Raw genomic sequence first — 18,844 nt, forward strand, 5'->3', positions numbered from 1 at the left:
CCCGTCCCGTACGGCGACAGGGGCCCCTTGGGAGCCCGGCCGCTACAATCAGGAAACCGGAGGAAGCTCCGGTACGTCTGGAACTCTAATCGGAGAATCCTCCGGTTAGCAAGCCGCGTCTACGTGGAGGAGCCGTGTCCGCCCCCGCTCGACCTTCCGGAGCCAAGCCGTTGCGCGCCGACGCCCGGCGCAACCGTGAGCGGTTGCTCGACGTCGCCCTGCGGGCGTTCTCCCAAGACGGGCCGGACGTCACGCTCGACGCGATCGCGAAGGAGGCGGGCGTCGGCATCGGCACGCTCTACCGCCACTTCCCCACCAGGGAGGCGCTGATCGAGGCGGTCTACCGCAACGAGCTGGCGAAGCTGTGCGACGCGGCGCCCGAGCTCCTGGAGGAGATGCCGCCCGACGTGGCGATGCGCACCTGGATGGACCGTTTCGTCGACTACCTGGCGACCAAGCGGGGCATGGCCGACGCGCTGCGCGCCGTGATCGCCTCCGGCGCCAACCCGTACGCGCACAGCCGCGACCGGCTGCTCGGCGCGATCGGCACGCTGCTCGACGCGGGCGGCGCCGCCGGGACGCTGCGGCGGGGCGTGGCGGCCGAGGACGTGCTCACCGGCGTGAACGGCATCTGCCTCGCCACCGGCGAGCCCGAGCAGCGCGAACAGGCCGGGCGCCTGCTCGACCTGCTGATGGACGGCCTGCGCCACGGGGCGCCGGGCGCGCCTGCCTGAGGCGAGACTCCTGCGGATCCGCTCACACCCGGTGCCAGCGGGCCTCCGCGAAGCAGTAGACGGCGAACAGCACCAGGCCGACGGCGACCACGACGAGCAGCCACGGACCGGCCGGGGTGTCGGCGAGCGCCTTGAGCGCGCCGTCGATGCCGACCGCCTTGTCGGGGTCGTAGGTGAGAGCGGCCCGGCCGATCAGGACGCCCGCGGCCAGGGCGATGACGCCGCGGGAGATGTAGCCGGCCTTGCCGAGCTTGACGACGAGACCGCGGGCACGGGGCTCGGTCACGTGCATGTCCTTCATGAACTTCTCGGTCCAGCCCTCGTAGATCCAGAAGACGCCGAGGGCGATCACGCCGAGCCCCATCAGGCCGACCAGGAACTGGCCGCCCGGCAGCTCGAACAGCGCCTTGGTGACGTCCTGCGACTGGCTGTCGGACGAGGTGGCGGCCTTGTTGCGCGTGAGCAGGGCCACCATCGAGAACACCAGGGCGGCGTAGACGACGGCCCTGGCCACGGACTCCACGCGGTCCTTGACCCCGGGCCTGCCCCAGACGGCCTCGGAGACCTGCCAGATCGCCAGCGCGGCGAGACCGACGGCCATGATCCACAGCAGGGTGTCGCCCAGGGGCGACTCGCGCACGATGTGGATCGCGCTGCTCTTGTCGGCCTCCCCTCCCCCGTCGAAGGCGATCTGGAGCGCGACCATTCCGATGATCGCGTACAGGACGCCCCGGGCGGCGAACCCGACCTTGGCGAGCTTCTCCAGGACAGGGTGGTCGGCCGCTCTGCGGGCCGCCCCTTCGAGACGGCGGCCGGCCTGATGCGCGGTCGTCATCGCGGCTCCTCTCCTCGGCGGATCGGTCCGTCTGCCGGAACCTTCGCCTACTGACCCGGACGAGGAGGATCAAACATCGGCCGGGTTCAGCCGGCCAGGCGCAGGGCCTCGGCGGCGACGGCGTGCCGGAGGTCGCGGATGCCGGGCCGGCCCCGCAGCGGGTGGACGTTGTTGGTGAGCAGCACGACGGTCAGCCGGCGGGCGGGATCGACGACCAGCGACGTGCCGGTGAAGCCCGAGTGGCCGAACGCGCCCGCGAGCGGCCCCACGATGGCCGGATCGTCGATGCGCACGCCGAGCCCCTGGCGGAAGGCGGCGCCCGGCACGCCCTGGTCGCGCAGCATCTCGGCGGTCCAGGCGGGAGACAGGACCGGGCTGCCGCCGGTGCGCAGCGCCTCGCCGAAACGCACGAGGTCGGCGGCGGTGGAGAACAGCCCCGCGTGGCCGGCCACGCCGCCCAGCGCGTGGGCCGTCTCGTCGTGCACCTCACCCCGCACGCAGGTGCCGCGCTTGAACTCGGTGGCGACGGCCCGGCCCGGCTCGACCGGCCCGTACGTCGTGGCACCGAGCCCGAGCGGCCCGGTGACCCGCTCGCGCACGAGCGCGTCCAGCGGCGCCCCGCCGGCGGCCTCCGCCACCCGTCCGGCGGTGATCACGCCGACGTCCGAGTACAGGTGCGTCCCCGGCGGTCCCTGCACGGGGGTGGAGAGCACCAGGTCCCAGCGGGCCTCCTCCGGCTCCTTCTCCACCCGGCGGCTCGCGGGCAGGCCCGCCGAATGCGTCAGCAGGTGCCGTACGGTGATCTCGGGCCGATGTACGTAGAACCGGGGCAGCCGGACGGCCACCGGCTCGTCGAGGTCGAGCGCGCCCTCCTGGGCCAGCGAGACCAGCACCACGGCCGTGAACATCTTGGTCAGGGAGGCGATGTCGAAGAGCGCGTCCATCGACACGGGCGGCCGTTCCGCCAGCAGGCCCCCGGACGGGTCGGCGTACCGCACGGCCTCCCCCACGGCGGCCGCGGCGACCGTGCGCCCGTCCACCGCGATCACGGCGACCGCCGCGGAGGCGACCTCGGGCACCGCGGCCCGCAGGACCTCCTGCAGCTTCTGATCAGGCACCGTGTTGTCGAGCACCGTGTCGTCAAGCACCGTGTCGTCAAGCACTGCGCAGCGCCGGGCCGAGGCGGTTGCCGTGCGCCGCGAGCAGCGCCCGCGCGTCGTCGGCGCCCACACCGCGCTCGATCATCACGACGGCCGTCTTCACGTCCCGTCCCGCGCTCTCCAGGACCTCCCGGGCTCGCAGCACCTGCGTGCCGGTGATGTCGGAGACGATGCGGGCCGCCCGGTCGACCAGCTTGGAGTTGCTGGCCACGACGTCGACCATGAAGTTCCCGTACGTCCGGCCCGACCTGATCATCGTGATCGTGGAGATCATGTTGAGGACCAGCTTCTGGGCCGTGCCGGCCTTCAGGCGGGTCGAGCCGGTGACCACCTCCGGCCCCACGATGACCTCGATCGCGTGGTCGGCGGCCCGCGCGAGCGGGGTGCCGGTGTTGCAGGCCAGGCCCACGGTCAGCGCGCCGAGCCGCCGGGCCTGCTCGACCGCCGCGACGACGTACGGCGCGCGCCCGCTGGCGGAGATGCCGACGACGGAGTCGAGCGGGCCGGTGTGCTTGTCCCGGATCACGGCGGCGCCCGCCTCGGCGTCGTCTTCGGCGCCCTCGACGGAGCGAACCAGCGCGGCCTCGCCGCCCGCGATGATGCCCTGGACCAGGTCGGGGTGGGTGCCGAAGGTCGGCGGGCACTCGGAGGCGTCGAGCACCGCGAGCCGTCCGGAGGTGCCCGCGCCCACGTAGAGGAGCCTGCCCCCGTCGGCCATCCGCGCCGCGATCGCGTCGATGGCCGCGGAGATCGCCGGGACGGCCCGGCCCACCGCGGCCGGGACGGCGGCGTCGCCCGCGTTCATGAGCCGCGCGATCTCCTCCGTCGGCAGCGTGTCGATCCCGCTGTAGCGGGGATCGCTCTGTTCGGTGGCGAGAGCGGCGAGTGATTGCGTCATGATTCCTCAGCTTCGGAGTGCATTATGGATCGCGTGCGTACGGGGCTTGAGCTGCTGGTGAGCGCGCCGAAAGCCATGTCGGGGCGGGTGGGCCTCGTCACCAACCCCACCGGAGTCCTGCCCGATCTGACCGCCGCCGCACCGGCCCTGCTGGCCGCCGGGGTGCCCGTGACCACGTTGTTCAGCCCCGAGCACGGCCTGCGCGGCACGGCTCAGGCGGGCGGCGGCGAGGGCGACACCGTCGACCCGGTGACCGGCCTGCCCGTGCTCGACACCTACGAGAGAACCGGCGGCGACCTGGACGCGCTGGTCGCGTCGTCCGGGGTGGACGCGCTCGTCTTCGACGTGTGCGACGTGGGCGCGCGGTTCTACACCTACGTCTGGACGATGTACGACCTGATGGGCGCGGCGGCCCGGCTCGGGCTGCGGTTCACCGTGCTCGACCGGCCCAACCCGATCGGCGGGGCGGTGGCCGAGGGCCCGGTGCTCGACCCGGCCTTCGCGAGCTTCGTCGGCCGCGCCGCCCTGCCCGTACGGCACGGCCTCACGCCGGGCGAGATCGCGCTGTCCGTCAACCGCGCGATCGGCGCCGAGTTGGAGGTCGTGCCGATGGAGGGCTGGCGCAGACAGTGGCATTTCGACCGCACCGGGCTGCCCTGGGTGATGCCGTCGGCCAACATGCCGACCCTCGACACCGCCCTGGTCTACCCCGGCACCGGGCTGCTCGAGGGCGTGAACGCCGCCGAGGGCCGCGGCACGACCCGGCCGTTCGAGCTGGTCGGCGCGCCGTACGCGGACGGCCGGTTCGCCGCAGCGCTGAACGACCTCGGCCTGCCCGGCGTGCGCTTCCGCGACACGTGGTTCACCCCGACGTTCGGCAGGCAGGCGGGCGTCGTGGTGCGCGGCGCGCAGGTGCACGTGACCGACCGGGCGGCCTTCCGGCCGGTGCTGACGGGCGTGTCCGTCCTGCACGTGCTGCGTACCCTCTATCCGGGCGACTTCGCCTGCGAACCGTTCCTCGACCTGCTGTGGGGCTCGGCGTCGCTGCGCGAGCACCTGGAGGCGGGCCGCGACCCCCGTGGGCTCTGCTCCCCGCCGGGCCCACCCCAGGGCGAACTGCTGTACGGCTGACATCAGTCCAGCGCGCGGCGGTAGAGCCAGAACACCCGCTCGGCACGGGCGCCCACCGCCCGGGAGTAGAAGCGGAGCGGGCCCACCCAGCCGATCTGTGCGGACGTCTGACCCGCGGCGGCCTGGTCGTCGAGGCAGCGGCGCAGCAGCACCCGGCCCACGCCGAGGCCACGGGCGGCCTCGGCCGTGCCCATCGGCCCGAACCACAGCGGCCGGGCGCCCCAGGCCGCGAAGCCGAGGATCTCCCCGTCGCGGAAGGCATAGTGCAGGCCGGTCGCCTGCTCGGCCTCCCAGGCCCACTTGTCGTTCCACTGCTCGCGGACGAAGGCCGCGACCCTTCCGCGATTCCCCACGGGGGCCGCGGCGACGGTGACCCCGGCGGCGGCGAGCTTCGCCAGGTCGGCCTCGTGCTCGGCCTCGTCGTAACGGGCCGGCAGGTCGGCCGTCATGTTCCAGGCGACGCGGTACCGCTCGTACCCCAGGCTCTCGGCCAGGCAGGCGGCCGGGGTGTAGCGCACGTCGATTCCGGGCCAGGCGTAGCAGGGCGGGTTGCCGGCGAACCTCGCCTCGACCGCGCCGTGCGCCCGCATCCACTCCTCGGCCGCGCCGACCAACGCCCGCCCGATCCCCCGGCCGCGCGCGGCGGGGTCGACGGCGATCAGGTCGACGTGGCCCGAGCCGCCCGCGCCGATCGACGCGAACACCACGCCCTCGCGGCCCGGCGTGGCCAGGACCGTCCACGTCCGCTCCCGCGGTGGGTCGGCGAGCCGCCGTACGACCAAGGGGGCGTCCTCGGCGTCGGCCCACAGCGCGGCGGCGGCCAGGCGCTCCAGCCGCTCGTCCACCTCGACCGGAAGGATGTCCGTCACTCGCCCACCCCCACCGGGATCACGCTGCGCCGCCGGGGATGGAAGCAGGCGTGCTCCTGCTCCGTCTCCTGTTCGAGCCCGCCGGCGCGGCCCAGCACGGGCATCTCGGTCGCGCAGCGCTCGGTGCTGAACGGGCAGCGCCGCGCGAACAGGCAGCCGCCGTCGGGCTCTCCCTCCCGCTGCATCTCCCTCGGCACGACCCGCTCGGCGCCCGGCCGTTCCAGGCCGTGCAGCACCGGGATCGCCGACAGCAGCGACTGGGTGTACGGGTGGACCGGGTCGGCGATGATCTTCTCGGTGGTGCCCCGCTCGACGACCTGGCCGCGGTAGAGCACGTACAGCTCGCCGTCGTCGCCGATGTAGCGGGCGGTGGCGATGTCGTGGGTGATGAACAGCACGCCCACGCCGAGGCGCTCGCGCAGGTCCTTCAGCAGGGCGAGGATGCCCAGGCGCAGCGATACGTCGATCATCGAGACGGCCTCGTCGGCGACGAGCACCTCGGGGTCCATGGTGAGCGCGCGGGCGATGACCACGCGCTGGCGCATGCCGCCCGACAGCTGGTGGGGGTAGCGCGGGAGCACGTAGCCGGGGTCGATGCCGACCATCGCCAGCAGCTCCGCGGCCCGCCCGTCGACCCACGACCTCGGGCGGCCCGTCTGCCGGGCGCGCAGCGCCAACGGCGCCTCCAGCGCCTGGTGGATCGTCCGCGTGGGGTTGAGCGCCGAGTAGGGGTCCTGGTGGATGAGCTGGACGCGGCGGAAGTACGGCTGCCGCCTCCGGTGGCTCAGCGACGACATCGGCACGCCGTCGATGACGATCTCGCCGGCGTCGTGGGTCTCCAGCCCGGCGATGATCCGGCCGAGGGTGGTCTTGCCGCTGCCCGACTCGCCGATGAACGAGACGGCGCCGCCCTTGGCGATGGCGAAGTCCACACCTCGCAGCGCGGGCACCTCGCGGGCGCCGAGCACGCCGCCGCGCTGCTTGAAGATCTTCGTGATGCCGGTCCCCGTGATCACACGAACTCCTTCCGCTTGACCAGGGTGAGGTGGCGGTCGGCGGCGTGGCAGGCGACCGTCCGGCCGTCCCGGTTGACGGACATGGGCTCGTCGGTCTCGCACACCTCCATGCGCCGCTCGCAGCGCTCGCGGAACACACAGCCCTGCTTGGGCAGCGTCCCGAGCGTCGGCGGGCGTCCCGGCAGCGCCCGGGCCTGCGACAGGTCGCCGGACAGGCGCGGGATCGCCCTGATCAGGCCCTGGGTGTACGGGTGCCGGGCGTCCCCGAGCACCTCGGCCACCGGGCCGTGCTCGACCACCCGGCCGCCGTACATGACGGCGAGGCTGTCGGCGACCTCGGCGACCGCGCCGACGTCGTGGGTGATGACGAGCGTGGTGAGCGCCCGCTCCTCGTGGACCTCGCGGATGATCCGCAGGATCGTGGCCTGGGTGATCATGTCGAGGGCGGTGGTCGGCTCGTCCAGAACGACGACCTTGGCGTTCAGGACGAGCGCGAGCATGATGCCGACCCGCTGACGCATGCCGCCGGACAGCTCGTGCTGGTAGGAGTCGAGCACCCGGGCGCCGTCCATGCCCATGCGGGCCAGCAGGTCCTTGGCGTCGCGCACCAGCCCCCGCAGGTCCTCCACGTCGTGGGAGCGGCCGAGGTCGAGCAGCTGCTTGCCGATGGTCTTCAGCGGGTTCAGCGAGTTCTGCGCGGCCTGGAAGACGTACCCGACCTGGCGTCCGCGGGTGCGGCGCAGGTCCTCGCCGCGCAGCGTCAGCACGTCGCCGAGACCGTCGATCTCGACGCTGCCCGCCGCGATCCTACCGGGTGGCTGGACGGCGTTGAGCAGGGAGAACGCGAGCGTCGACTTGCCCGAGCCCGACTCGCCGACGACGCCGGTGATCGTGCCGGGGGCGAGGGTGAGGTCGACGCCGCGTACGGCGGGCAGTTCGCCCGCGGGCGTCTTGTAGACGACCGTGAGGTCCCGGATCCGGACCCCCGGTGCTGCCATGTCACGTGCGGCCGTGTGAGCCGTCATAAGGGGCTACTCCTCCCGCAGGCGGGGATTGAAGATCTCGTCCATCGCGTCCACGATCAGCACGATGCCCAGGGTGAGCAAGAGGATCGCGATCAGCGGGGCCAGCAGGTACGGCAGCGCGGCGGGAGTGGTGAGCGCCCCGCCGTTGAACACGGCGAGGTTCAGCATCACGCCCCAGTTGTTCGACTCGAACGGCAGCACGCCGAGGAAGAACAGGCCCACCTGGGCGTACACCGCGCCGGTGACGGCGATGAGCATGTTCATCGCGATGTACGGCGCCATGCTCGGCAGCAGTTCGCGGCCGATGATGTGCCGGGTCGGGAGGCCGAGGCCGCGGGCGGCCTCGATGAAGCCGCGCTCGCGCAGCGACAGCGTCTGCGAGCGCACGGCGCGGGCGATGCCGCCCCAGCCGAGCACCCCGAGCACCAGGCCCATCTCCAGCGGGCTCTCGAACTTCCACACCGTGGACAGCACGAGCAGCAGCGGCAGGCCGGGGATGGCGAGGTTCATGTCGGTCAGCCGCATCAGCAGCGTGTCCCACCGGCCGCGGTGGAAGCCCGCGACCAGCCCGATGAGCGTGCCCAGCGCGACCGTGATGACGGCCGTCGCCAGGCCGGTGAGCAGCACGTAGCGCGCGCCGGTGACGACCAGCGCGAGCACGTCGGTGCCCTCGAAGTCGGTGCCGAAGGGGTGGGCCAGGCTGGGAGGCGCGTACAGCGCGTTGTCGTCGCGCGGCAACTGCGCGGGGTAGAGCAGCGGCCCGGCCACGCCCATGATCGCGAACAGGGCGACGATCAGCACCCCGGCCATGCGGCTGGGCTTGCGCCGCAGCACCCGCCACACCCCGCGCCAGAAGTTGCGCCGCAGCGTCGCCCGCGTGGTCCCGGCCGGCGCGGCCTCGGGGCTGATCGCCCCCTCCGGGTTGACGATGACGGTCATGCCGCGCCTCCGCTCCTGACCCGCGGGTCGATCACCGTGTACAGCAGGTCGGCGGCGATGTTGGCGACGACGATGCCCACCGTGATCACCAGGAACGTGCCGCCCATGAGCGCGTAGTCACGGCTGCTGATGCTGTTGACGAGCAGCAGGCCGAGGCCCGGGTAGTTGAAGATCTGCTCGATGAAGATCGAGCCGCCGAACAGCATGCCGATCGACAGGGCGAGGATCGTGAACAGCGGCAGGATCGCGTTGCGCGCGAGATACCGGAACACGAAGCCGCGCCGCAGGCCGCGCAGCTCGGCCGCGAGGATGAAGTCGTCGCCGAGCACGGCGACGACGTTCGACTTCATCGCGAGGATCCACCCGCCGTAGCTGGCCAGCGTGTACGTGACGACCGGCAGCACGGCGTGGTGCACCAGCGAGCCGATGTAGCCGGCGTTGAAGCCGGGGACGAACTCGACGTCCACCGGCCCGCCCGACGGCATGATCGGCCACAGCGTGGCGAAGATCGCGGTGAGCAGCAGGCCGATGACGTACACCGGCACGCCGTGCAGCAGCGAGCCGGACAGCGCGAGGGCGTCGCCCAGCTTGCCCGACCGCTTGATCGCGGCGTAGACGCCCATGGTGACGCCGAGCAGGAAGCTCAGCAGCGTGCCGGCGAGGACCGGCAGCACGGTCCACCGGGCCGCGTGCCCGATGAGCGTGGTCACCTCCACGCCGGGCGTGCTGAGCGAACGCCCGAGGTCGAGGTGGAGCAGCGAGCCCATGTAGCCGACGTACTGCTGCCACAGGTTGCCGGTGGGCAGGAAGCCGTACAGGACGGCGGTGGCCCGCTCGGCCTGCTCGGGCGACATGCCCTTCTGGATCAGGCTTTCGTACTGCCCGAGCACGGGGTTGCCGGGGATCTCCCTGATGATGACGAAGCTGATCGTGGCGACGACCCAGATCATCGCCAGGCCGCGGACCAGGTGGCCGCCGATCTTCCTGGCGATGGCGCCCAGCCGGGGACGCCCCGGAACGGCGTGCGTCATGCCTGCCCCTTCTCCGCTTTCCTGATCATCCCGAGCTGCATCCACACCCCGGACGACAGCCGCAGGGACTGGTCGTCGTCGGGCGGGAACGCGGTATAGCGGGACGTGTTCACGAACTGCGTGTTCACGTAGTCCCAGAGCTGGACGACCGGAAGCTGCTCGTTGGCGACCTTGGCCAGGACGCCGACGATGCGCTGCTGCTCGTCGTGGGACGCGTAGTTCAGCCTGCTGGTCAGCTCGCCCGGGTCGACCGTGCCTGCGGCGCCGGCGTCGACCTTCTCCGGGCCGCCCATCCAGTTGCCCTCGGTGCCCGGCGCGACGTGGCGCAGCCGGCCGCCGAACATCTGCCAGCCGTTCGCCTGCCCGAACAGCCGCTGGAAGATGTTGTACGGCGAGGGGCCGAGGCCGATCAGCCAGAACCCGAGGTCGTACTTGCCGTCGGCCAGTTCGCCCAGATAGAGCGTGTAGTCGGCGGCGGTGACCACGCTCGAGTCGATGCCGTGGTCGCTGAGCTGGCTGCTGATCGACTTGCCCGCGGCGACCCAGTCGGAGAACGACGCGGGCACGTGGATGCGGACCTTCCACGGGCTGCCGTCCGGCAGGGTCCAGCGGCCGCCCCGCTTGGTCATGCCGGCCGCCTTCAGCTCGGCGTCGGCCTTGGCGGAGTTCACCCGGTACTGCTCGAGGGTGTCGAACGCGTCGCCCAGCCAGGCCCGGGCCGCCTTGGCGTGGATGCCCGAGGTGGTGGCGGCGGGCGTGCCGCCCTCCGGGGAGGCGATCCTCGTGACCTGGGCGCGGTCGATCAGGTAGGCCATCGCCCGCCGCACGTGCACGTTGTCGTACGGCTTGTGCGACTGGTTGAACGCGAGGGAGACCGCCACGGGCGAGTAGCCCTTGACCACCTTGCTGCCCTTCGCGTCGCGGATCCGGTCCATGACGGCGGTGGGCACGGAGGTGAAGGGAGCGTTGTCCAGCCGGCCGGCGATCAGGTAGTTCCAGATCTGCTCGTTGCCGGTGTAGTTCAGGATCTTCACCTTGGCCGGCGCGATGTTCTGCCGGGCGTAGAAGTAGGGGTTGCGCTTCAGCAGCGCCGCGCCCGGATTCACCCGCTCCAGCACGAACGGCCCGGCGGACACGTCGTGACCGGGGTCGAAGGCGATGACCTTCTCCGCCAGCCCGGTGATTTGATTCTTCGCCTTCTCGGCCGCCTCGCCCTGACCGTGCTGCGCGACCTTGAGCGTCTGCCAGAAGTCCGCGGGCAGCAGCTTCCCGAAGACGTGCGCGGGCACGACCACGGTCGACAGCAGGTTGGCGAGGAACGTCGAACTGCGGTTGGCGCCCTGCGTCACCCTGATCGTCTTGGGGTCGACGACCTGGATGTCGGCGGCGGCGCCCGCCGCCTTCGGGTCCAGCGCGTACGCCGTGCCGCCCTGGGTGTAGGCGAGACCGATCGAGACGCGTACGTCCTCGCTGGTCACCGGCGTGCCGTCGGACCACCTGGCGTTCGGCTGCAGGTGGATGACGACCTCCGACCGGTCCGGGGACATGCTCCAGCTACTGGCGATGGCCGGGTAGAACTGGTTGGGATCGGTGGGGTCGTTCTTGGGCCACGCCAGCGCCATGCCGTTGTATCCCGAGAAGACCGATCCGACGGGGTTGAACGGGTTGATCGGCGCGCTCGCGTTGATCTGCTTGCTGCCGTCGATCGTGGTGTACACGCCGCCGCCCTGTTGGGCGGTGTCCGTCGTCCCGGTAGTGCCGCAGGCGGTGGCTGTGACGATCGACGCCAGAGCCACGATCGCCGCGAGTCGCTTCATGGGCTGCTCCTGGTTCCCGATTGCCTGGACAATACGGGCGCTCTCGCGATGCCGTCAATTTTTTCCACGGGCAGACGAGGCGATGGAGTTAATTTTTACCCGAGTCCGCTACCTGCGAAGACGTCTCGCGCGAGAGATCGGTGAACCGGTCAGACGCCGCCGGTGAGCCAGCGGGCCGCCGCCCGCGCGGAGGCCGTGGAGCTGCCGTGGGTGGCGAGGTACAGCCGCCCGGCGGGCGGCCCCGGCACCCCGGTCTCGACCACGACCGCGTCCGGGCGGGCGCGCAGCGCCTCGTCGAGGAGCCGCCGCATCCAGGCGTGCCGTGCGGCGTCGTGGACGGCGATCACCAGGGGACGGCCCGTCTCGCTCAGATCCGGCAGGTGCCCGTCGTCGTCCACTTCGGCCGTCACCGTCCCGGGCAGGATCTCCTCGATCGCCTGACCGAGTTTCAACGGGGTCGCGCGGCCGACGGCCTGGCTGGGCCGCGCCGCCAGGTGCACCACCAGCGGCGCCTTCGTCAGCGGCGCCGTCGCCCGCTCCGCCGGAGTCGCGCGCAGGGCCGCCGTCGCCGCCGCCAGGCCGAGTCCCTCGTCGGCGTCGCGGGCCACCCCGGCCCTGGCGTCGGCCTGCGCGTCGTACCACGCGGCCAGGTCCCGCACCCGGCCCGCCGCCTCGGCCAGGCGCTCCTCCGCCAGCCGTCCCTCGCGGACCGCACCGGTGATCGCGTCGCGCAGCGCGTAGACGCTCTCCCCCCTGGCCGAGGACACCCCGACGCAGATCGCGTCGGCCCCGGCGGCCAGCGCGCGCACCGCGATCTCCCCCGGCTCGTGCAGGGCGGCGACCGCGCGCATCTCGATCGCATCGGTCACCACGAGCCCCTCGAACCCCATCTCCTGCCGCAGCAGACCGGTCAGCACGGCCCGGCTCAGCGTCGCGGGGAGCGCGTCGACGGCGGGGACGAGCAGGTGGCCGCACATCACGGCGCGCACCCCGGCCGCGATGGCGGCCCGGAACGGCGGCAGGTCGCGCCGTTCTATCACCTCGCGGGAGGCCCGTACGGCGGGCAGTGCCAGGTGGGAGTCGGTGACGGTGTCCCCGTGGCCGGGGAAGTGCTTGGCGCAGGCGGCCACCCCCGCACTCTGCAGTCCCTCGATCCACGCGGCGCCGTGGCGGCCGACCTCCTCGGGGTCGGAGCCGAAGGAACGCACGCCGATGACGGGGTTGCGGGGGTCGGCGTTGACGTCCACCACGGGGGCGTAGTCGAGGGTGACGCCGGCGGCGGCGACCATCCGGCCGATCTGCCGCGCCACCCGGCGGGTCAGCGACTCGTCGCCGGCGACGCCCAGCGCCAGGTTGCCCGGCCAGGAGCTTCCCTTCGCCGCCTCCAGCCGGGTGACGGCGCCGCCTTCCTCGTCCACGGCGACGACCACGTCCGGCCGTTCCCGGCGCAGCTCGGCGACCAGGGCGGCCGTCCCGTCGAGGCCGGCGACGTTGCGGGCGAACAGGACCACGCCGCCCAGGCCCTCGCCGAGCGCCCGCCGCAGCCAGGCGGGCGGCTCCGTGCCCTCGAAACCGGGCTGGAGCACGGCCATCGCCATCCGGTCCAGCTCGCCGCCGCTCAGCCCCATGGGCCCCCCTGCTCGATCAGCACGCGGTGCGCCTCGGCGGCACGCGGGTCGCCGGGCAGGGCGGCCCGCACCGCGAGCGCGGCGGCGCCCGCCGCGTTGTCCCGGGCGCGCACCAGCACGGCCCGCCTGCCCAGCTCGGCCCGGACCAGATGGGCGAGCTCGGTCGGCTCGGTCAGCAGCGACCCCGCGAGCACCAGCGGCCCTCTGCCTTTCTCCGCCGGTGCTCCCCTCTCACGGGCGCCCTCCCCGGCCACGACCCGCGCCGTACGGCACAGCCTGCGGGCCGCCTCCGCGACGACGCCGCGCGCCACCTCGTCGCCCTCGCGGGCGGCGACGTCCACCACGGGCGCGAGCGTGCCGAGCCAGGCGGGCCCCGACTCGGCGACCCGCGCGTACACGGCCGCGACCAGGGCCTGGGCGAGCGCGGGCCCGTCGTCCTCGCCGGCCGCCCCCGCTCCCAGGACGGCCTCGGCCACCCGGGCGACCAGCACCGTGGGCGCGCCCCGGCCGTCGATCGCGTTCAGCGCCGCGGCGGCGGCCCGGCGGCCCAGCCACACGCCCGAGCCCTCGTCGCCCAGGAGCCAGCCGAGGCCGTCGGCCCGCCGTACGACCCGGCGGTCGCGGATGCGGGCGCCGATCGCGCCGGTGCCGGCCACCAGGACCGCGCCGTCCGGCTGGTCGGTGGCGCCGGTGAAGGCGACGAGCACGTCGGCGACCACCGCCGGGCGCCCGGCGAGCCCGGCCTCCCGCCAGGCCCGCTCCGCGGGCTCCGCGGCGCGGGCGGCTCCGGCCAGGCCGAACACGCCGCCGGCGACCCGCGCGGGGTCCAGGCCCTCCAGTGCGCCGAGCAGCGCGGCGCGCAGGTTGGCGGCCGGGTCGGGGACCGAGATCGCGTTGGCGCCGCCGGCCCGTCCTCGCCCGGCGATCTCGCCCGACTCGGTGACCACGACGCAGCGCGTGCTGGTGCCTCCCCCGTCCACGCCGACGAACAGAGCCCCCACGGCCGCTCCTTTGTAGATACCTTCCATCAACCTATAAGGCGATGGAAATCTTCTACAACGGCCGCCGACCGGACGGGAAGCCCGATTATTTCTTGCTGTCGGTGAGATCGACGAGCGCGGTGGCCGCCCGGAAGAACTTGTTGCGGCCGAGGTCCCCGACGGTCTTGATGTGGAAGGCCTTCTTGAGCAGTTCCGCGTCCTCCGCGCTCACCCCGGCCAGCGCGTCCACCGGCGCCTTGATGATCTCGTCCAGGGTCTTGTCCTCGTACTCGCGGTCGAGTAGCTTCGCCAGGTCCGCCGATACAGCCATGGTTCCCCCCATCGAACACGCCCCCGATACCTCTTGAAGTGCCCAAACGGCCCATTTCCTATGCCGCGTACGGTGGCCCGCTCGACGTCCGGATCAGGCGCCGAAGGACTGCGGTTGCCCCGACCAGACCGGGACGGGCGCGCCGGGCACCTCGACGCGGGTGGCGAACAGCCGGCCCGAGTCCGGGTGGGTGCGGCGCCGGTCGTCGGTCAGCTCCGCCGAGGCGGTGGTGATGACCAGGGTGCGCAGGTCCTCGCCGGCGAAGGCGACGCTGGAGGTGTGCGGGGCGGGCACCGGGATCCGCTCGGTCAGGGTGGTGTCGGGGGCGTAGCGGCGGACCTCGCCGATCTCCCACACGGCCACCCACAGGTGGCCTTCGGCGTCCAGGGCGATGCCGTCGGGCAGGCCGTCGTCCACCCGCAGGTGCACGCGCCGCTCCCCCGCAGCGCCGGTCGCCGGGTCGTAGTCGCGCACGAAGACGGTATGGCGGCCGGTGTCGACGCTGTACAGCGCGCGGCCGTCGGCCGACCAGGCCAGGCCGTTGGACAGCCGCAGGTCGCCGTCGAGTTCGGTGAGCCGGCCGTCGGCCTCGACCCGGACGAGCGTCTCGCGCTGCGAGGGACCGTCCAGGGACAGGGTGCCCACCAGGAAACGGCCGGCCGGGTCGACGCCGGCGTCGTTGAGCCGCCGGGACTGTCCGGCGGGGACGATGCGGGGCCCGTCCCTCCGGGTGCCGTCGGGGTGGAGCACGACGAGGTGTTCCTGGGCGGCCACCAGGAAGGCGCCGTCGGCCGCGACCGCCACCGCGCCGACCATGGAGTCGAACTCGTGCCGGCCGGTCACCTCGATGCGGTCGCCGTCGAGGCGGCCTTCGAGCACCGCTCCGGCGAGGATGTCGACCCACAGCAGGCGGTCCCTGGCGGCGTCCCACACCGGCCCTTCGGCCAGCTGGAACGTCTCGGTGGTCGCGGGGACCGGGGGGTTGGTCATCGTGGTTCTCCCAGGTGGCCGAGCAAGGCGCGGATGTCCTCGACGGCGTCGACCAACGCCTGCAGAGGGGTTCGGTAAGTCAGGCCGCTGACGCTCAGCGCGCCCGAGGGAAGGGCCGGCGAGGTCGCGTAGACCGGGAGGGCGACACAGTTGATGCCCACCTCGTTCTCCTGGTCGTCGACGGAGTAGCCCTGCGCGCGGATCGCCCGCAGTTCCTCGTGCAGTTCCTCGGCCGTGCACCGGGTGTGCGGGGTGCGGCGCACCAGCGGCTCGTCGCCGACCCACTCGGCGACGGCTTCGGGCGTGTCCAGCCGGTAGGCCAGCAGCAGCTTGCCGACGGCGGTGGCGTGCGCGGGGTTGCGGCCGCCGATCGTGGAGGTCAGCCGGACGGCGCCGGTGGGCGGGTCGACCTTGGCCCGGTAGACGACCTCGCGGCCGTCGAGCACCGCGTAGTGCGCGGTCTCGCCGAACCGCGCGGCCAGCGTCTCCAGCAGCGGCCGGATGCGCACGTGCTCGGGGCGGGCCTCGTGGTGGGCGAAGGCCATCCGCAGGAACTCGTCGCCGAGCATGTAGTGGCCGCGGGCGTCCTGGTCGGCCAGCCCGGCCCGGCGCAGCGCGCCCAGCGCACGGTGCACGGTCGGCTTGGGGCTGCCGATGGCCCGGGTCAGCTCGTCCAGCCCGACGCCGTCGGGATAGCGGGACAGCTCCTTGAGGACGGCGAGGACGCGGTCGGAGCCCACCAGGCGGCCGTCGTCGGCTGGGGGTGTCACTTCTCCGGTCATCTGCCTATCCTTCGTGACATTCCAGGAATTAGATTACCGTACCGATTAATGGAAAACGGCTCGGCAGCGCCGCTCTGCCGATGGAGAACGCTTGCCAGGCGGCTGTAGGTGTCCCCGGTGCGCAGAGGGCCGGCACCAGTAGCGCCTGCCGTCCAGGAGACAGACGTCGCCGGCGGTTTCGGCGTTCGACAGAGATTCCTCTCCGATCGGCGACTTCGAGGCGTTCGCGGACTTGAGCGGGGGTGCGTGGACGGAAGCCCGGGCCTCCGCAACCGCATGAATGGAAGTGCAAGCCCGCGGTGAGGACCACGGTGTGCCCGCCAAGCCGCCCGGTCGGATCGGCGAGGGGCCGCGAAGTCCCGACCCGCATCATTCATCGGCGATCGGCAGTGGGGGCACGGCTGCGCACGATCGGAGTTGAGATCCCGCTTGAAGGCCCTACGGCACGGCGGACACACAGATCTAGGTCCGCAGGCTCGGGCGGCGCCCTGAACGCGCCAGCCTGTTTCAGCCGTGGGTACAGCGATGGAACGACCAGGCGGGCCTTCGGCGAGGGGCGCACCGGTCAGGTGCGGCCTTCGAAGAACTCGTGCCACTCCCGAACGTGATCCGGCTGACGGAGCGAGTCGACGAGCCGGGAGACGAACTGGTGCTCGGCCTGCAGGATCGCGAGATGGTACTCGTCGTCGGCCAGGAACACCCAGGAGACGCCTGCACCGGCGGCGGCCTCCACAGCCGACCGGATCTCCTCGATCTCGCTCGCCAGCGCCCGCAGCCTGCGATCGAGCAGGCCGGCCGCCTCGTCTGGGGGTAAGACGCTGATCAACGACAGCGCCACACCGAAGTGCGGGTACTCGCGCCGCGGCTCGGCGACCAGCTCACGCAGCCAGTTCCGCATCTCGTCGCGGCCCTGAGTGGTGATCGCGTAAACGGTGCGCTCGGGCCGCCCGCCCTCGCGCACCGTGTCCTGTTCGGCGACGAAGCCGACCTTGGCGAGCTGCTTGATCACCATGTAGAGCGAGCCGTGGTTGTACCTGATGCTCCGGTCCTTATCTGTCTCCCGCAGCCGCTTGCCCAGCTCGTAGGGGTGCATCGGCGCTGCGGACAGGAACGCCAGTACCGCCAGCGCCAGCGGGTTCGACACCTTGCGCTGCTTCTCCATCATGCCTCCCATTCACTCCCGACTATACGGTACCAAATAGTTGACACCAACTAAACGGCTTCTTATAGTCAGGATCAACTATTTGCCTATCCATCCACCTGACGTGGTCGAGGTCCCGTGCCCGCCGATGGGCGCGCCCGAGAAGATCGGAGAATCCAGCCGATGAATGCCAGCACCTGCACCGAGCTGTCGGTGACCTCCAAGGACGGCACGACGATCGGTTACCGCCGGCTCGGCCAGGGCCCGGGCATCGTCGTCGTCCACGGAGCCATGTCATCCGGCTACCACCACCTGCAGCTCGCCAAAGCTCTGTCCGGCGCCTTCACCGTCCACCTCATGGACCGGCGCGGCCGGGGCCTCAGCGGCCCCTACCGGGACGACCACGACATCCGGTGCGACGTGGAGGATCTGGGCGCGGTACTCACCGCGACCGGCGCCCGCGGCGTCTTCGCTGTCAGCGCCGGAGCGCTCATCGCGCTGCAGGCGGCGCTGACGCTGCCCGGCATCGACCAGCTCGCCCTCTACGAGCCGTTACTGTTCCCCGACCGGGCGACCGGCACGAAGGTGATGGCCCGCTATGACCGGGAGCTGGCGCGGGGAAAGGTGGCGTCGGCGCTCGCCACGGCCATGAAGGGCGCCCAGCTCGGGCCCGCGTTCCTGAACGCCATGCCGCACTGGCTCCTGACCGCCATGACGAAGGGCATGACGAGCCGGACGCCCGCAGGCGACTACCCATCCTTCGCCGAACTGGCCGCCGCCCTGCACCACGAGGGCCACATGATCAGCGAGATGAGCGACCGCCCGTACGCCTTCAGTGACGTCCGCGCGAGCGTGCTGCTGATCGGAGGGAGCAACAGCTCCGCGCTCCTGAAGAACGCCCTCACTCGTGTGGCGCAGGCCTTGCCCGGCGCCCGGCGCATCGAGCTGCCCGGCCTCGACCACTCCTCCAGCTGGAATAAGGAACTGCGCGGCTGCCCCGAACCCGTGGCACGCGTCCTCGCCGAGTTCTTCCGCGCCTCCGCACCCGACCGATGACCGGGCCCGCCCCCGTGGACGATCGACTGACGCGGATGCCCGCCGACGATCGTCTCCGCGCGCAGGCCTCGCCTCGCCCCGCATTTCAGGTGTGACAATCGCCCTGTCGCCCATCGAGGACCTGTGGCCGAAGGGTGTTTGATGGTGCCCAGGGTGGCCTCTCAGACCCGGCGAGCGCTCGAGAACCTCACGGTGGTGCTCGCCGAGGCGGGCGCCTCGTTCGCCGACGTGATCATCCTCCCCACCGGAAACCCCGGAGCCGCGGTGCGCGCCCGGGGGTTTCCGTGTCGTCCGGCGCTGTCTCAGGAGGCGGTGACCCGGTCGAGCAGTTCGAGCAGGTGGTGGTACGGCCTGCCGGTGGCGCGGGTCATGCCGATCTCGCAGGTGCGGTTGACCGAGGCGTGCGCGGCGAAGCCGCCCTCGGTCACCGAGGCGGCCTCGGCGCGGGTGGCGGAGGCGGTCAGTTCCGGGTGCAGCAGCC

The 18,844-nt window shown here is 72.4% G+C and carries 18 protein-coding genes; 3 read left to right on the forward strand and 15 right to left on the reverse strand.

Annotated elements, in window-relative coordinates; translation table 11 throughout:
* Positions 1-134 precede the first annotated feature (134 nt).
* Positions 135-734 carry a TetR/AcrR family transcriptional regulator gene (locus IL992_RS37180; RefSeq protein ID WP_193207992.1) on the forward strand — a complete coding sequence of 200 codons (600 nt, stop codon included), beginning with the start codon at positions 135-137 and terminating at the stop codon, positions 732-734.
* A 22-nt stretch (positions 735-756) separates the two neighbouring features.
* On the opposite strand, the gene IL992_RS37185 is transcribed toward IL992_RS37180, so the two are convergent.
* The 3 genes from IL992_RS37185 to murQ all read right to left on the reverse strand — a co-directional run bounded on the left by IL992_RS37185 (position 757) and on the right by murQ (position 3,627).
* Positions 757-1,569: a DUF1206 domain-containing protein gene (locus IL992_RS37185; protein ID WP_193207993.1), complete on the reverse strand. Its 813-nt coding sequence runs from the start codon at positions 1,567-1,569 to the stop codon at positions 757-759.
* Positions 1,570-1,655: 86 nt separating this feature from the next.
* Positions 1,656-2,732, reverse strand: coding sequence for a serine hydrolase domain-containing protein (locus IL992_RS37190; protein WP_319019072.1), 1,077 nt, complete (start codon positions 2,730-2,732; stop codon positions 1,656-1,658).
* Positions 2,725-3,627 (reverse strand): N-acetylmuramic acid 6-phosphate etherase, encoded by a 903-nt coding sequence (gene murQ / locus IL992_RS37195; protein ID WP_193207994.1) that lies wholly within the window; start codon positions 3,625-3,627, stop codon positions 2,725-2,727. Before murQ ends, IL992_RS37190 begins: the two co-directional genes overlap by 8 nt.
* A gap of 24 nt (positions 3,628-3,651) precedes the next feature.
* Here murQ and IL992_RS37200 point away from each other — a divergent pair, with 24 nt between their 5' ends.
* Complete coding sequence (locus IL992_RS37200; RefSeq protein WP_193207995.1) at positions 3,652-4,758, forward strand: exo-beta-N-acetylmuramidase NamZ family protein; 1,107 nt, start codon at positions 3,652-3,654, stop codon at positions 4,756-4,758.
* A gap of 2 nt (positions 4,759-4,760) precedes the next feature.
* Here IL992_RS37200 and IL992_RS37205 read toward each other — a convergent pair whose 3' ends face one another.
* From IL992_RS37205 to IL992_RS37260, 12 genes are all read right to left on the reverse strand, one after another.
* The gene (locus IL992_RS37205; protein ID WP_193207996.1) at positions 4,761-5,627 is read right to left on the reverse strand and encodes a GNAT family N-acetyltransferase; all 867 of its coding nucleotides are present in this window, start codon (positions 5,625-5,627) and stop codon (positions 4,761-4,763) included.
* A complete protein-coding gene (locus IL992_RS37210; protein ID WP_193207997.1) occupies positions 5,624-6,643 on the reverse strand; it encodes an ABC transporter ATP-binding protein in 1,020 nt (339 codons plus the stop codon). The genes IL992_RS37205 and IL992_RS37210 overlap by 4 nt, the downstream gene beginning before the upstream one ends.
* Entirely contained in the window at positions 6,640-7,668 is a 1,029-nt protein-coding gene (locus IL992_RS37215) for an ABC transporter ATP-binding protein (RefSeq protein ID WP_226874480.1), read from the reverse strand. The genes IL992_RS37210 and IL992_RS37215 overlap by 4 nt, the downstream gene beginning before the upstream one ends.
* 6 nt (positions 7,669-7,674) lie before the next feature.
* Entirely contained in the window at positions 7,675-8,607 is a 933-nt protein-coding gene (locus IL992_RS37220; RefSeq protein WP_193207998.1) for an ABC transporter permease, read from the reverse strand.
* On the reverse strand, positions 8,604-9,638 hold the full coding sequence (locus IL992_RS37225; protein ID WP_193207999.1) for an ABC transporter permease: 1,035 nt from the start codon (positions 9,636-9,638) through the stop codon (positions 8,604-8,606). Before IL992_RS37225 ends, IL992_RS37220 begins: the two co-directional genes overlap by 4 nt.
* Positions 9,635-11,455 carry an ABC transporter substrate-binding protein gene (locus tag IL992_RS37230; RefSeq protein ID WP_193208000.1) on the reverse strand — a complete coding sequence of 607 codons (1,821 nt, stop codon included), beginning with the start codon at positions 11,453-11,455 and terminating at the stop codon, positions 9,635-9,637. The genes IL992_RS37225 and IL992_RS37230 overlap by 4 nt, the downstream gene beginning before the upstream one ends.
* Positions 11,456-11,604: 149 nt before the next feature.
* Positions 11,605-13,083 carry a glycoside hydrolase family 3 protein gene (locus IL992_RS37235; RefSeq protein WP_193208001.1) on the reverse strand — a complete coding sequence of 493 codons (1,479 nt, stop codon included), beginning with the start codon at positions 13,081-13,083 and terminating at the stop codon, positions 11,605-11,607.
* The gene (locus IL992_RS37240) at positions 13,074-14,084 is read right to left on the reverse strand and encodes an N-acetylglucosamine kinase (RefSeq protein ID WP_319019074.1); all 1,011 of its coding nucleotides are present in this window, start codon (positions 14,082-14,084) and stop codon (positions 13,074-13,076) included. Before IL992_RS37240 ends, IL992_RS37235 begins: the two co-directional genes overlap by 10 nt.
* A gap of 85 nt (positions 14,085-14,169) precedes the next feature.
* Positions 14,170-14,394, reverse strand: coding sequence for a hypothetical protein (locus tag IL992_RS37245; RefSeq protein WP_030509920.1), 225 nt, complete (start codon positions 14,392-14,394; stop codon positions 14,170-14,172).
* A 93-nt stretch (positions 14,395-14,487) separates the two neighbouring features.
* Positions 14,488-15,384, reverse strand: coding sequence for an SMP-30/gluconolactonase/LRE family protein (locus IL992_RS37250; protein WP_193208003.1), 897 nt, complete (start codon positions 15,382-15,384; stop codon positions 14,488-14,490).
* A complete protein-coding gene (locus IL992_RS37255; protein WP_193208004.1) occupies positions 15,381-16,166 on the reverse strand; it encodes an IclR family transcriptional regulator in 786 nt (261 codons plus the stop codon). The genes IL992_RS37250 and IL992_RS37255 overlap by 4 nt, the downstream gene beginning before the upstream one ends.
* A gap of 565 nt (positions 16,167-16,731) precedes the next feature.
* Positions 16,732-17,340 carry a PadR family transcriptional regulator gene (locus IL992_RS37260; RefSeq protein WP_226874481.1) on the reverse strand — a complete coding sequence of 203 codons (609 nt, stop codon included), beginning with the start codon at positions 17,338-17,340 and terminating at the stop codon, positions 16,732-16,734.
* A gap of 150 nt (positions 17,341-17,490) precedes the next feature.
* Here IL992_RS37260 and IL992_RS37265 point away from each other — a divergent pair, with 150 nt between their 5' ends.
* Positions 17,491-18,363, forward strand: coding sequence for an alpha/beta fold hydrolase (locus IL992_RS37265; RefSeq protein ID WP_193208005.1), 873 nt, complete (start codon positions 17,491-17,493; stop codon positions 18,361-18,363).
* Positions 18,364-18,844: the final 481 nt, after the last annotated feature.

The organism is Microbispora sitophila (assembly GCF_014892245.1).
Lineage (GTDB): Bacteria > Actinomycetota > Actinomycetes > Streptosporangiales > Streptosporangiaceae > Microbispora > Microbispora siamensis.

Bases quoted from the DNA above. Each gene is read 5' to 3' on its own strand.
- IL992_RS37235 (WP_193208001.1), bottom strand. From the start codon at position 13,083: ATGGGGCTGAGCGGCGGCGAGCTGGACCGGATGGCGATGGCCGTGCTC.
- IL992_RS37265 (WP_193208005.1), top strand. From the start codon at position 17,491: ATGAATGCCAGCACCTGCACCGAGCTGTCGGTGACCTCCAAGGACGGC.
- IL992_RS37250 (WP_193208003.1), bottom strand. From the start codon at position 15,384: ATGACCAACCCCCCGGTCCCCGCGACCACCGAGACGTTCCAGCTGGCC.
- IL992_RS37255 (WP_193208004.1), bottom strand. From the start codon at position 16,166: ATGACCGGAGAAGTGACACCCCCAGCCGACGACGGCCGCCTGGTGGGC.
- IL992_RS37225 (WP_193207999.1), bottom strand. From the start codon at position 9,638: ATGACGCACGCCGTTCCGGGGCGTCCCCGGCTGGGCGCCATCGCCAGG.
- IL992_RS37185 (WP_193207993.1), bottom strand. From the start codon at position 1,569: ATGACGACCGCGCATCAGGCCGGCCGCCGTCTCGAAGGGGCGGCCCGC.
- IL992_RS37260 (WP_226874481.1), bottom strand. From the start codon at position 17,340: ATGGGAGGCATGATGGAGAAGCAGCGCAAGGTGTCGAACCCGCTGGCG.
- IL992_RS37220 (WP_193207998.1), bottom strand. From the start codon at position 8,607: ATGACCGTCATCGTCAACCCGGAGGGGGCGATCAGCCCCGAGGCCGCG.
- IL992_RS37230 (WP_193208000.1), bottom strand. From the start codon at position 11,455: ATGAAGCGACTCGCGGCGATCGTGGCTCTGGCGTCGATCGTCACAGCC.
- murQ (WP_193207994.1), bottom strand. From the start codon at position 3,627: ATGACGCAATCACTCGCCGCTCTCGCCACCGAACAGAGCGATCCCCGC.
- IL992_RS37215 (WP_226874480.1), bottom strand. From the start codon at position 7,668: ATGACGGCTCACACGGCCGCACGTGACATGGCAGCACCGGGGGTCCGG.
- IL992_RS37200 (WP_193207995.1), top strand. From the start codon at position 3,652: ATGGATCGCGTGCGTACGGGGCTTGAGCTGCTGGTGAGCGCGCCGAAA.
- IL992_RS37245 (WP_030509920.1), bottom strand. From the start codon at position 14,394: ATGGCTGTATCGGCGGACCTGGCGAAGCTACTCGACCGCGAGTACGAG.